The organism is Bernardetia sp. (assembly GCF_020630935.1).
In the GTDB taxonomy this organism is placed as follows: Bacteria; Bacteroidota; Bacteroidia; order Cytophagales; family Bernardetiaceae; genus Bernardetia.
The window spans coordinates 48,666-61,592 of sequence record NZ_JAHDIG010000020.1; the positions used below are offsets into that span (position 1 = coordinate 48,666).

At 33.8% G+C, this 12,927-nt stretch carries 12 protein-coding genes; all 12 read right to left on the minus strand.

Features of this window, described 5'->3' with window-relative positions; translation table 11 throughout:
* Positions 1 to 6: 6 nt before the first annotated feature.
* The 12 genes from QZ659_RS07595 to QZ659_RS07650 all read right to left on the minus strand — a co-directional run bounded on the left by QZ659_RS07595 (position 7) and on the right by QZ659_RS07650 (position 12,610).
* Positions 7 to 390: a T9SS type A sorting domain-containing protein gene (locus QZ659_RS07595; RefSeq protein WP_291724363.1), complete on the minus strand. Its 384-nt coding sequence runs from the start codon at positions 388 to 390 to the stop codon at positions 7 to 9.
* A gap of 57 nt (positions 391 to 447) precedes the next feature.
* Complete coding sequence (locus QZ659_RS07600; RefSeq protein ID WP_291724366.1) at positions 448 to 1,914, minus strand: DUF4403 family protein; 1,467 nt, start codon at positions 1,912 to 1,914, stop codon at positions 448 to 450.
* A 156-nt stretch (positions 1,915 to 2,070) separates the two neighbouring features.
* The gene (gene sdaAB, locus QZ659_RS07605; RefSeq protein WP_291724369.1) at positions 2,071 to 2,748 is read right to left on the minus strand and encodes an L-serine ammonia-lyase, iron-sulfur-dependent subunit beta; all 678 of its coding nucleotides are present in this window, start codon (positions 2,746 to 2,748) and stop codon (positions 2,071 to 2,073) included.
* A gap of 184 nt (positions 2,749 to 2,932) precedes the next feature.
* On the minus strand, positions 2,933 to 3,361 hold the full coding sequence (locus tag QZ659_RS07610; RefSeq protein WP_291724372.1) for a hypothetical protein: 429 nt from the start codon (positions 3,359 to 3,361) through the stop codon (positions 2,933 to 2,935).
* 113 nt (positions 3,362 to 3,474) lie between these two features.
* Positions 3,475 to 6,885 carry an FG-GAP-like repeat-containing protein gene (locus QZ659_RS07615; RefSeq protein WP_291724376.1) on the minus strand — a complete coding sequence of 1,137 codons (3,411 nt, stop codon included), beginning with the start codon at positions 6,883 to 6,885 and terminating at the stop codon, positions 3,475 to 3,477.
* A 44-nt stretch (positions 6,886 to 6,929) separates the two neighbouring features.
* Positions 6,930 to 7,334 (minus strand): hypothetical protein, encoded by a 405-nt coding sequence (locus QZ659_RS07620; RefSeq protein ID WP_291724378.1) that lies wholly within the window; start codon positions 7,332 to 7,334, stop codon positions 6,930 to 6,932.
* A 179-nt stretch (positions 7,335 to 7,513) separates the two neighbouring features.
* Complete coding sequence (locus QZ659_RS07625) at positions 7,514 to 9,646, minus strand: TIGR03032 family protein (RefSeq protein ID WP_291724382.1); 2,133 nt, start codon at positions 9,644 to 9,646, stop codon at positions 7,514 to 7,516.
* 221 nt (positions 9,647 to 9,867) lie between these two features.
* Positions 9,868 to 10,218 (minus strand): DNA-directed RNA polymerase subunit omega, encoded by a 351-nt coding sequence (locus QZ659_RS07630; RefSeq protein ID WP_291724385.1) that lies wholly within the window; start codon positions 10,216 to 10,218, stop codon positions 9,868 to 9,870.
* Positions 10,219 to 10,285: 67 nt separating this feature from the next.
* The gene (locus QZ659_RS07635; protein WP_291724389.1) at positions 10,286 to 11,176 is read right to left on the minus strand and encodes an outer membrane protein assembly factor BamD; all 891 of its coding nucleotides are present in this window, start codon (positions 11,174 to 11,176) and stop codon (positions 10,286 to 10,288) included.
* A 50-nt stretch (positions 11,177 to 11,226) separates the two neighbouring features.
* On the minus strand, positions 11,227 to 11,598 hold the full coding sequence (locus QZ659_RS07640) for a TY-Chap domain-containing protein (protein ID WP_291724392.1): 372 nt from the start codon (positions 11,596 to 11,598) through the stop codon (positions 11,227 to 11,229).
* Positions 11,599 to 11,742: 144 nt separating this feature from the next.
* Positions 11,743 to 12,207 (minus strand): hypothetical protein, encoded by a 465-nt coding sequence (locus tag QZ659_RS07645; protein ID WP_291724395.1) that lies wholly within the window; start codon positions 12,205 to 12,207, stop codon positions 11,743 to 11,745.
* A gap of 121 nt (positions 12,208 to 12,328) precedes the next feature.
* Positions 12,329 to 12,610 (minus strand): hypothetical protein, encoded by a 282-nt coding sequence (locus QZ659_RS07650; protein WP_291724398.1) that lies wholly within the window; start codon positions 12,608 to 12,610, stop codon positions 12,329 to 12,331.
* Between the last annotated feature and the right edge of the window lie 317 nt (positions 12,611 to 12,927).

Here is a 12,927-nt window from a genome sequence, read left to right on the forward strand (position 1 = left end):
TTGTTTTTAGTAAGCCATTTTCTTTGTAAAGAATTGCTCTTTATTACTTTTGAAGCGAATAAAATATACGCCTTTAGTTTCTATGAATGGAATTTTTATTTCATTCTTAAAGTCAGAGACATATACTGTATTGAGTTTTTTCCCTAACACATCTATAATTTCAATATATTCTATCTTGACTTTATCGTTCCACTTTATATACACTATATCTTTTTGTGTAATTACTTTTAAGTTTTCAAAGAAGGCTTTTTTCTGTTCTTCTTCTAGTGATAAAACAGTCTGTTTTCTAATTTCTGCTTTAGCTGAACCTCCTCCATCTCCTCCTGTAAATTGGGCATATATAGAAAAAGGAAGTAACATTAAAAAAATAAACAAGATAACTGATTTCATAGAAATTAATTGAAATTTTAGTTTATCATTTATCATTAATAGTGTGTCGTTTAAAGATTAGAGTTTTATAATCTCAATACCTACTTTTCCAGTAGCTTTTACATATATGCGAATATGTTCTTTATCAACTTGGATAAAACGAGGTAAGAGGTCAAAATCTTGTAAGTCAAATAATGCTGTTTTTCCAGTTTTTCCTTTTGAAAGTGCAGTTTGGATAATATTTGGAAGTTTTTTTATATAATTATCCATAGGCAAGACAAGTAGCTTTTGGATTTCTTCCTTCACAGTAGCTTTGAGCATCCAGTCGGCAGCTGTGAGTAAATATTCTTCACTCTGTAAGTTATAATCAAAATTGTCGAAGTGTAATGACTTATCTAAAGAATCAAAACGAGGAGTACCATTAAGATAGATGGTACTGTTTACGTCGCCTGTTATTTGGAGCTTCATAAATAATTGTTTTCCACTTCCAAAAACCTCTACATCATTTATTTTGAGTTTATAGTCTGTATTCGGCACAATCAACACAGTATCTTTTACTTGCTCACTCAACAAATCATTAATAGCCTTATAAGGAAGCTCTCCCCTCAAATTCAATTCAAAATCATTCTGATTAGAATTTAATAAGTAGTTTTGTTTCAATGAAGGAAGTTTTTTGAATGCAACACTAGGCTTTTCTCCTTTTTTCTTTGCCACAACAGTTCGTAGAAATGTTTTTAAACGAGTAGTAATAAAGAGTTTTTTATCCTTTCCCTCAATTTTACTAGCTTCAATTTGTATGGGTTCTGCCAAAAGCCATGTTCCATTACTTATTTTTTTCTCAATCAAGATAGGTTCTTGGATTTTTATCCATATTTTACTGACTTCTTTCTCTATTATTTTAAGGTTTGAAGTGGCTTTATCTATTACTCTTTCTAAGTCATTTTTTTTCTGTAAGAGTTGACTCTCTAACAGTCCTGCCAAGTCAAAATTAATACCCAATACTTTGAGTTTAGGCTTTTTTATCCATTCAATTCCAGTATATTTTGTTTGAGTTTCTAGTTTCCAGTCTGAGTTGAGGTTTATCTCTGAACGAAGCTGTATGCGTAGTGAAAAATCTATTTCTTTTGTTTTTTCTATTTTCTTGCCAAAAAATCTAGTTTTGAGCATTCTTTTAGACACCCAAATATGAAGAGGAACAGAATAATACATTACGTTTTCTTTGACTGATATTTTAATATTATCAACCTTTTTTACTCTAATTTTTAATCCATCACTCTGTTTGTCTTCAAAACTTTGGTCTGCATAGAGTGTTCCCTTGATGGCTTGATTTATCTTTTGCTCAATTTGTTCTACACTAAAAGCTATTGGTACTTCTAAAAAAGAAATTTGATGTTCGATAGCTTCATCAAAAGGTAATATTTTAGGAGCAGTATTTTCCTTTTTATTCTTACAAGAAGATATAAACAACACAGTCAATAGAAAACTAAGTATCAACAGAGCTTGCTGATTATTTCTTTTTATATAAAAATAAATCTTAGTTTTCATAACTGGTAGTAAACGTTATCACAGTTAATTTAGTAAAGTTCATTTCTTCATAGTCTTAGATTTGTAAAGCTAATGATATGGAGAAATAGATATGATTTTTGATAAATTACTGACAATCAGATGTGTAAAAAAACGTGATAACCTTTAAAATAAAAATTATTCTAAGGGTAACATATAAATAACTTCTTTTACCCAATACAAACTTCTCAAATATTCTAATGATAAAGGACGTAGTTCAGAATCAATTTCGATGACTAAACACGCTACTCCTCTTTTTCCTTTTCTACTGACATTCATGGTTGCGATATTACAATCATCGTTGGCAAGAATATTTGAAATAAAGGCAATGCTGCCTGTTTTATCATCTGCAAATATTAGTAGGGTATAAAGTCCTGTTGTAAAACCTGCTTCATAGCCATTGACTTCTTCAATTTCGATGAGTCCACCACCTCTGCTAATACCTAAAACTTCAATATTGCGTTCACCTTTTCTTAGTTTTAAGCGTATAGAATTAGGATGAAAAATAGAGGCATTGCCGACTGAACGAAACGTATATTTTAGTCCTGCTTTTTTAGCCTCATCGAAGGAAGTCTTGATACGAATATCATCTGTTGCAAAACCAAGAAGTCCTGCTATGATGGCTCTGTCGCTGCCATGCCCTTCATAAGTTCTAGCAAAAGAGTTATAAAAAACAATCTCAGCTTCTTCTGGAGTACTGCCCAAAATATCGATAGCTGCCAAACCAAGACGAACTACTCCTGCTGTATGAGAGCTAGAAGGACCAATCATAATAGGACCAATCATATCGAAGATACTACTTTTTTCTGTTGCCATTGTTCTAATAATTATTTTTTGTGTTGTATGCTTGTTATTATAAAACTACAAAATTACTGATACAAAAGTAGGTTTTGAAAAATGAATTATTGAGCTATTATAAATTGATATTCAGAATAAAGTATAAAAAAACCTTTCTATTTTCATAAATAGAAAGGTTTTTACTAGTACTTATAGAGTTTTACTATATTCTTTCAAAAGTATAACGATAAGTAGCAGTCATCTTACCTGGTTTTGCTACTTGCCATTCCCAGCTCATTGTGTTGCCACCAATACCAGTAACATTCACTTCTGCTCCAGGATTAAAAGTTATGAAAGACCCATTTACATTGTAAGTACCTACCAAATCATCAGTAGGGCTTGTAAAGTTATTTGGGTTAGTCAATACATAAGTGCCTGTAGAGTTCAATTTAATAGCAAAGCCAGCAAAATCAGCTGGTTCTGCTGTTTCTCCTGTAAAAGTAGCACTTACAAGTTTCCACTCTCCTACATAAGCTGCATTTGCATTATCATCGTCGTTGCTATCGTTTGTCAAGCTAGAGCAAGATGTAAAAGCTCCAACACCTATAAATAGTATAAATAGAGCAGCTATACGCAAATAATTAAATTTCATATAAATTTGTATTTTAAAGTTTTGATATTAATAATTACAATTTGAATTGTATTTATAAGAAGTTTTCAAAAGTAGAATTACTCTCAAAGAGAATAATTCTACTTTTAGTATAATTAGCGTACAACACTTACTTTTTGTTGATAGATACCTTGTGCTGTTTCTACACGAACGATATACATACCAGAAGCAACATTACCTAAGTTAATAGAAGTTTGAGTGTTACTTAAAGTTGTTGTATAAACTTGCTGACCAGAAAGGCTTACTACACTTACAGAAGCAGAAGTAGAACCATCTTGTAGTTTAAGACTAAATTCACCGTTGTTTGGATTAGGGAAGAAAGCAAATCCAGCTTTTTGTTCGTCTTCCTCTCCCAATACGATAGAAGGCTTAACAGTTACTGTGTTAGAGTAAGTTCCATAATCACCGTCTACATAAATAGGACGTACTTTGAAATCAACCTTCTGACCATTTGTTAATCCTACTACTTCATAGCTAGTATTTAGACTATAACCAAATAGTAAGTATTGTCCAAACTGACCTGGATCTCCATACACTTCATACTCACGAACAGGACGAGAGCCTGTAGTATGCCAAGTTAAGTTAGCTGTATTGTAACCAGCAGTACCAGAAAGAGTAATTGAAACTTGATCAGAACAAGCAACAGATACATTGAATGTATTACTTTCACAACCAGTAGCGCTAGTTGCTACTACAGATACTTCTTTAGGACCATAATTAGGAAGTGCTAAAGGATCAACTTCAAGAGAAGTCCCTGTTCCGACAGTATTACCATCAGAGTCATACCAAGTGAAGTTCAAGTCACTCAATAAGTAATTACTTGATTCTACAGTTAGAGTTACTGGCTGACAAGAGAATACTGATGTTCCTTGTGTTACTAAAATATTAGGAGTATCTTTTACTGTTCTTGTAGATGCAGTTACTTGACAACCTGTAGAAGTAGTAGCTCTTACTGTATAGGTTTGAGCATCTGTAGATGGAAGGGTATAAGTAGCGCCTGTTCCTACTACATTGCCATTAACCAACCATTCTAATGTAAGGTCGCTCAATGCAAAGTTACTAGATGCTACACTTATAGTACTTACTTCACAAGAATTGACAGTAGAACCTTCTACAATAGATATAATAGGAAGATTCTGAATTACATCAACTGTAGGCTCATTAGAATCACAACCTGTAGGAGATGTTGCTCTTACAGAATATGTTTCTGTACTGAGCGAACTCAACGTAAATGTATCACCTGTAGCTACTTGGTTGTTGTTTGAATCATACCATCTAATAGTAAGGTCACTCAATGCAAAATTACTAGAACTTACACTCAATGTATTTGTCTCACAAGAGAAAATCTGACTTCCTTGTGTAATTGAAATAACAGGATTTTGTCTAACTACGTTTATTGTAGGCTGATTAGACTCACAGCCAGTAGCTGTTACTACTGCTTTAGCAGAGTAAGTATCTGAATCTAATGAAGGAAGAGTGATTGTTGTTCCTGTACCTACGACGTTATTATTACCATCATACCAAGTCACAGTAAGGTCACCCAAAGCAACATTACTAGAGCTTATGCTTAGAGTGTTTGACTCACAAGACAAAAGAGGAGCGGTTTCTACAATTGATATAGCAGGAATTACTTTTTTATCTGTAAAAACATATAAGTTTTCACCTTTGTTACCAACAAACCCTTCAAATCTTCCATCCTGATCTATATCCACGATAGTAGGAGAGAAGTCAGTCTCATTGGTAGTATTTGGGTTGATTAGACCTAAAGATGTATTTCTGTCCACAAAGCTTGGAGCAGCAGGTGTTCCTATGTTTTGGTAATAAGTAATATCACCAATATTACCTGCAATTAAATCAAAGTCGCCATCTCCATCTGCATCAAATTCACTGAAACGGTTATAATACCCTGTTACTCCAGCTAAAGGTACTGGAGCTGCAAAGTTTGGAGCAGTAGTAGTTCCTGTATTTTGAAAATATAAACCACCATCTAAATTTGCTCCACCTGCTACTATATCTAAATCACCATCATTATCTAAATCTACAAACTCTGGAGTTTGTACATCTGCTGTGCCTGTAAGTCCAAACGAGTTACCAAAAGCTGTAAGAGCAAAGTTGAAGTTCTGAGGAGTTCCTATGTTTTCAACAAAGAAGATTGCTGGAATATTAGACGATCCCCACATTAGGTCTATATCACCATCACCGTCAATATCACCTAAAGTTGGGTGTAACTGCTCAACAGCTCCACCATAACCAAACAAAGTTACTGCTGGTAAGAAATCAGGCTGAGTAGCTGTTCCTACATTTTCATAATACTGAACTTCTCCAGCTTTGTTTCCTACTAAGAAATCAATATCTCCATCTGCATCCATATCTGCATAATCTATGGCATTATATTCGCCAGATAGAGGAGTTAGACCAAATGGATATCTTTGAAATACAGGATTCGTTGCTGTTCCTATATTTTCGAAATAGACTTGTGATTCGTCACTACCCGTTATCATGTCCAAGTCACCATCATTGTCTATGTCTTGAAAGTCTGGTGTAGCATCGTCGGCTACAGCACTCAAGCCAAATGGGTTTACTTGTTGAGCTCCAAAGTTAGGGGCTGTACTACTTCCAGTATTTTCAAAGTAATTGAAGCCTCCGCCAGTATCACCTATCATCATATCTAGGTCTCCGTCGCCATCTAAATCAGCTAGAGTAGGGGCTGCATACGAACCAACATCTACTATACCCCCTGGATTATCAGAAACAAACACGAAGTTAGGAGCAGTAGCTGTTCCGTCATTTCTGAAGAAAGACGTGTTACCTGGGAAGTTTCCTATGAAAAGGTCAAAGTCTCCATCGCCGTCTATATCAGCAAAGTCAGGAGTTGCATTTTCACGATCTAAAATTCCGAATTGGTTCGTTCCAACGAGGTTGTAGTTTGGAGCTGTAGCTGAACCAACATTCTCAAAGTACAATGTACCATCATATTCAGTACCTATGAAAGCATCCAAATCACCATCAGCATCAATATCCACGAACTCAGGGGAAAGAACACCATAAGAAGGGTTGATATTATTTCCACCTAATCCATTGGGGTTGACAGTTGGTCCTGTCCAAATAGGATTGGTATTAGTTCCTGTATTTGTAAATAAATAAATAGCACCAGAGGTAGTAGCACCAAATGCTGAAAAGCCATCACCCGTTACAACATCAAAGTCTCCATCACCATCATAATCAACAAAAGTTGGAGCACTATTTCTATCATTTATGTCTGATAGACCATTAGGATTAGTTACAGGACCACCAACAAGAGGTATTTCCTCAAAAACAGGAGGACAGTCAAGAACCTGTGCTTGAGCATCTGTTGAAGATAGAGCAAAAGAAGATGTAGCCGCTATTGCAGCAGCCTTCAGTGCATTACGCTTGAAGTTAAGATTTAATTGATGTAGATTAAAATTGCTTATGTATTCTGTGCAATAACTACTCAATGAAGTATGTATATTTTTTTTATTTTTCATATTGAAAAGTTTTGACTGAGAGAAGATTATTTTTTATGGAAGAATTACTCACCAAATTCGTTTTTAACGCCTACGAGAAGACTCTCTAAGTTTTGAGTAAATAAAGTGTATTGTGAAGACGAAAGATTTTCTTTCATTCTTTTTTTATACTCTTGATGGAGTCTTGCATTCAAATCGTTCAGTTTTACTTCTCTCTGAGGATTTGTTACATTAGCCATGCGTCTTGCTAAAGGAATCTCTTTCTCGAAATATCTCTCATTGAGTTCATTAATTGCTATTTTTTGTTTTGGTTTCATGTCAGTAATCAAAGCCTCCATTTGACTGGTCATGAATTCAGCTCTTTGTTTGTGCTCAGTATTCTCAACTGTTGTTGCTTGCAGTGTCGTCGTTTGAGCAAAAGCTGCAACTCCTACAAAAAGCAGCAAAAATGTTAAAATAATTTTCTTCATATCAGATATGATTTAGGTTTAGGGTTAGTTAAATTATACACTTGATGTAAGTTAGCACAAATATATAAATTCTTTTGAAAAAAAATGAAAATTTAGTTTTTTATGTTTGATAGTTTAAAGCTGTCATATTTGCCTATTACAGATTGAGTTACTAAAATAGTAAAACGTCAATAAAAATATCAAAGAGGTTTATAAGCTACTTTTTGCTCTGTAAAACTAATAAGGTAAGGCTTTAGGAATTTATCCGTAAAACGAAACATAGTATTATGGTCTTGAGGAATTTGCCATATTCCATATTTATAACCTGCATCAAGGAAACAATTTACGGCTTTACTAATAAGATGTATGAGAAGACTTTTTTTCTGAAGACCTAAGCTTTTGAAATCTACAAAAGAGCCTGTAAATTCAATGGTATCTTCCTTTATTTTATGGGTAATTATCCAGCCTACTATTTTGCCCTCTCGTCTCAATACTACACTAGTATCCAAACTTATCAAATGAGGAGATTGAAAAGGTGATACAATTTCTGGATACCAGTCTTGTTTTTTCTTCTTTTCTAGAATTACTTTTTTCTCTACTTCAGTTACATCTTTCCACATTCCTATTTCCATATTTAAAGGTAGAGGAGGAAGCTTTTTAAGCCAAGGAGCCGTATTGATAGAATCATTAGATGCCTTACAAAGACTAAGCTTTACTATTGGTTTTTCCCATTTTTGTTTGTCTATTATAGCTTCTATTACGTCTTTTTGTGTCCAGTCAGAGACATAGTCCATTGCTAAACCTTGCAGTTTTACCTTTTTTGCAATGTTCTGAGCTTTTATCAACAATTCCTTTCCAATTCCTAAACTACGATAAGGAGGAATTATGTACCAGCTAAGAACCTTTCCCACACCATTAGGAAGAGCCTCCAAGATAAGACAACCTACTTGATGCTGACCATTATGAGCTATTATAGCCATTAATGGCTCATTTACTTTACGAGTTTTTGCTAATTGCTCTAGTTTGGGGAATGTTAGTTTTCCAAAGTGCTGAATGACTTGTTGTAAGGAGATATTTGCACTTGCTTGATACTTAATGGCTTCTTTTGAGGTAGCAGCCATATTTGGTTTTTTGTGTTGGGTAGGACGTTTTGGTAAAGGTTTATTTGTTGGAAATGAAGAAAGTGCTTGACTACTATAAGCCGAAGGGTTGTTATCCTCCAATGAGCTCAATGCTTTAAACTCTACATTATCATTTTCTTTTTCGATAGCAATAAAACTACAAATATCTCTATTACGAATATCTATGGTAGAAGGACGTTTTGTGTTTTGTAGAACCTCTACATCATAAAGCTCTACTATATTCCCTTCATATTCTAAACTATGAAGTACATTTCCTGTATTTATATCCACAATGAAAACTCCACACTTTGGCTCAGCTTTTCTGTTTTCTAAAATTTCTTCTAATGGAAGACCTGCAAAAGTACGTTCGTGTCTTGGTTTTGAGAGACCAATAATAGCATAATTTTTATAAAAAGCTAATCCACGCAAAAAACCATCAAGCCATGTAATAGGAACAAATTTTTTATCTTCTACATAGCCAAACTGTCCTTTACCAGCATTTAAAACCCATAGTTTATCTTGATAATAACGAGGAGAATGTGGCATAGAAAGTCCTTCTGCCAAGACTTCATTATTTTGAATATCCATCACAACTCCACCATCTTTTCTGTGTTCTCTCCATTCATCCAGTCTATCTGTTTGACCAACCATTGTAACATAGCGAGGTTTGCCATCACGCATTGCCATACCATTGAGATGACAACGGTCTTCTGAAACCATTTTGGTAATAAATGGAGGTGTCCAGATAGGTTTGAAATTATATTTCTCACTGATTTGAGCAATACAGTTGTATCTTGTATTTACAAACACAATATTTCCATTTTCATCTTTAGAAATATCATGTGCATCCAAGTCTCCTGTCGTAAATGCTTGACGAGGAATATATACTTTATCAGCTTCCTTGTGTATTTGTCCTTCTGCAAGGGCATTCTCAAAACGCCAAAGAAGAAAACGAGTACTCAAATAAAACGAGTTTTCAGATTCTACATGTAATCCCATCGCTCTGTCAAATGATTTTTCAGAGACAAATAAGTGTTTGGTAGTGTCTCGCCCAACTAAAAACAGTTTGTTGGTTTGATAAGTAGAAATAGCCAAACTAATTTCTTCTTGATGTAGCCATTCTAAAAAATCAGAATTGTAATGTAGTGTTGTTTCTGATTCTGTTTTATGGGATAGTATATTATCTGTGGATTTAGTAGTTGATGTTGGCATTATCTAAGTGCAGGTACAGTATAATTGATAATAGCTTATGTTTAACTAAGCTAGTTTGGAAAATAAAGTCATAAGTCATTGCTTATCAAGTATAAAAATATAGTTATTCTTGTTAATCAGTTTTGATAAACAACGCCGAAAAATACGTATTAATCGTTGCTTTAAAAAATTTTTATAAAAAAAGCAGTCAATTAACTTTGTTTGACTGCTTTTATACGCTTCTATGAAGCAGTATTATTGTCTTCTTCTTGACGGTAGCGAAAATATATTTTCCCTTCTAAAAGTTCGTCAGTAGCCAAAGACGTAGATTTTGGCATACGTTCGTATTGACGAGAGACCTCAATCTGTTCTTTGTTTTCAAAGACTTCTTCTAAAGAGTCTGTTCCGATACTAAACTCTGAAATTTTTTGATTCAACTCTTCTTTTGTTTCTGTTGAAATCTGACGAGAGCGTTTAGCAATAACAGAAATAGATTCATACAGATTACCTGTCGCTGCAATAATGGCTTGTACATCACGAGTTTGAAGAGCTGCCGTTTGAGTACGACGAAGATTAGGTTTTTTAGCTGACATATTTATATAAATTGGATTGTTTTATTTAGTATTAGTATAACTTTAAAAAATAGAAAAGCAAATTGTTTTACTCAGATTCTCCTGCAGAGCCTTCTGAAGTCGTAATTTTTTTAGGGTCTTTCTTTTCTTTTGTATCAATGATTTCTCCCTTCTCTATGTTTCTGAGAGCTTTTTCTATATTATCATAAATGTTTTCAGCGTCTTTAGCAAATTTACTTTCTGGATAACGGTCTATCAAATAAAAATAGTACGTTTTAGAAATTTCATAACGCTCTTTTTGCTTGCTATAAATACTGTTTTTTGCTAAATCATATTCAGACTTTAAGCGCAAATAAGCAGCTTCTGGAAGCTGTGGAGCATCTGGGTAATCTTTTTGAAAGTTTTCTAGGGCAATTACAGCAGCTTTATAACGACCTAAGTTGTAGAACAATTCTGCGTTTTCGAAGGCTTTAAGTTCTAGTTTTGCTCTAAGTTCATCCAAATGTTTGCTTGCTCTTTTAGCGTAGTCTGTATCTGGATAGGTATTGATTACATCTTGGAAAGCTTGAATGGCTTCCTTTGTGCTTTCTTGGTCTAGGTGAGTTCTAGGTGAATCTTTATACAATGAAAAAGCATTCATAAAATAAGCTTCGACTGCATTCGGACTTCTACGGTAGGTAAAGTAAAAGTTTTTGAAATAATAAGCAGCTAAAAGATACTGTTTCTGATAAAAATGACAATAAGCATATTTAAACTGAATGTCTTCTGCTCTTGGGTCGCCTTTTACTATCGGTACTACATCTTCCCACAACAAACCTGCACGGTAGTAGTCTCCTTCTTCATAATATTTTTGAGCTGCCTTATCACGTACACGCCAGTTAGGGTCTGACATTGCTTTTGTAAATTTACTACAAGAGCTAAATACGCCTGTACCTAATACTGCACAGAGCAAAACAACTATTAATTGTATGTTTTTCATTGGAACAAATTTCGTTTTTTAGTAGTACGCTTTTGAAAAATACTTTGCTATTATTCTAAATTTAATTCTATCATAAACTCATCAATAACATCTATACCATAAATTTCTTTCGCTGTTTTTTCTACAAATTCGATACAAGCATTATACTCTTCACTTGAATTAATACTTGTCTTATAAGTATAATTTCCTTCTTTTGTAGGTGAATTCCAACCTAAAGTCAGTAAACGCTGATGTTGAGAAGAACTCAACTGGTTTTTGGTAGGAAGAAAATTATTAGAAACAGCTTCAAAGAATAGATGACTTGAATAAAACTCTCCTGCCACTTGGATATAGTAACTTTTTGATAGATTAATAATCAAAAAGTTTTGAGTTCCACCTTCTTCAATTAAGCGTTTTAGAAAACTATGTAGTACACTTTCCATGAAAATAAGAGCTTTTAAAGAATTGGTAGTGAGAGAGTTATGAAAGGTCAATAATTAGATTACAACAAATTTTTCAATTTGCAAAGATACGATAATATAATTTGATATTCAATTATTGTACTCTTTATCTCTTGTTATATTCGCTTAAAAATGAACGATTTGTAAGAAATAGAGAGTTACAAAAGCACCACCTAAAAGAATTATTCCGACTGTAAAGCCAATAAAAAATGTCGAAATTGAAAAGGGAGGTTTGTTTTGGTTTTCTAGTTCTTCTATTACTCGTTGCCTTTCCGTAATCTGCTGTTCTAATGCTTCAGCTTGTTCTAAGCGTTGTCGGCTGTCTTCTTCTCGGTCGTTAATCTCTGTACGTAAGGCTTCGATAGTTCGCTGCGTGCTTTCTGTCATTTCTTTGAGTTGTGTGAGGTATTCTTCTCCCCAAAGTCCGTTTCTCCAACGCCTATAAGCTAATTTTTCTGATTTGTCTGCTGTAAAGACAACCCACAAGAAAGCAATTAGGATAATAATAAAAAAAAGACCTGCGATGCCTACAAAGGCAGCCAATAATTGGTCTTGCATAAGCCTTTCCCAAAATAGATTTAAAGTTTCCATGTTTCAGTTACCAGTAATGCAGTTACCAGTAATCAGTAAAAAATACTATTACTTAAAATAACTATAGTGATGAGGAATATAATTTTGTAAGTCAATTAATTTACTCTTGACAAATACCAATTTAAACAAAAAAAGGCATAAACCATACAGAAAGCAAGATAAGAATTGAACCGATAAGTCCAAAATAGGAAACAGCTTGAAGTCCATTATCTAAACTCTTAAAGCCACTCAAACTAAGCAAAATAGCCATCAGACCACAAGTAGAGAAAAGCAAAAGTACTGTTGTGTGGTGTAGTGCAGTAGCAAATATTTCCATTGTATCTACAGCTTGTCGCATTTGGTAAAGCACATAAAACATAGAAGCTACCAAGCCAGCACTAACATAAGGAGAAAATCTTTTCATTGAAGTAGTTTTATTTAAAAATCAGTCAAAGATAGGATTTTCTATCCATTTTATAGCGTTTTGCTACTCTTCAAAAAACGTGTTTTTACATTGCTCTCCGTTTTTGGGAGAAAATTAGAAATAATATCTACCATAATGGCTTCAAACTTATTTTAAAGTTTGATTGTCAGTTATTTAGTGAAAATTAAATTGTATCTAAAGGTTTACTCTTCTCAAAAATGCTTTGATAAGTCAAAAGTTTTCTCATTTTCGCTAGTAAAACAACGTGAACTCGGTATTACTGAGGAATAAACACACTAGGTTTTTGAGGGTAAAAA

Coding starts and splice junctions, on each gene's coding strand:
- QZ659_RS07595 (WP_291724363.1), bottom strand. CDS start 390: ATGAAATCAGTTATCTTGTTTATTTTTTTAATGTTACTTCCTTTTTCT.
- QZ659_RS07600 (WP_291724366.1), bottom strand. CDS start 1,914: ATGAAAACTAAGATTTATTTTTATATAAAAAGAAATAATCAGCAAGCT.
- sdaAB (WP_291724369.1), bottom strand. CDS start 2,748: ATGGCAACAGAAAAAAGTAGTATCTTCGATATGATTGGTCCTATTATG.
- QZ659_RS07610 (WP_291724372.1), bottom strand. CDS start 3,361: ATGAAATTTAATTATTTGCGTATAGCTGCTCTATTTATACTATTTATA.
- QZ659_RS07615 (WP_291724376.1), bottom strand. CDS start 6,885: ATGAAAAATAAAAAAAATATACATACTTCATTGAGTAGTTATTGCACA.
- QZ659_RS07620 (WP_291724378.1), bottom strand. CDS start 7,334: ATGAAGAAAATTATTTTAACATTTTTGCTGCTTTTTGTAGGAGTTGCA.
- QZ659_RS07625 (WP_291724382.1), bottom strand. CDS start 9,646: ATGCCAACATCAACTACTAAATCCACAGATAATATACTATCCCATAAA.
- QZ659_RS07630 (WP_291724385.1), bottom strand. CDS start 10,218: ATGTCAGCTAAAAAACCTAATCTTCGTCGTACTCAAACGGCAGCTCTT.
- QZ659_RS07635 (WP_291724389.1), bottom strand. CDS start 11,176: ATGAAAAACATACAATTAATAGTTGTTTTGCTCTGTGCAGTATTAGGT.
- QZ659_RS07640 (WP_291724392.1), bottom strand. CDS start 11,598: ATGGAAAGTGTACTACATAGTTTTCTAAAACGCTTAATTGAAGAAGGT.
- QZ659_RS07645 (WP_291724395.1), bottom strand. CDS start 12,207: ATGGAAACTTTAAATCTATTTTGGGAAAGGCTTATGCAAGACCAATTA.
- QZ659_RS07650 (WP_291724398.1), bottom strand. CDS start 12,610: ATGAAAAGATTTTCTCCTTATGTTAGTGCTGGCTTGGTAGCTTCTATG.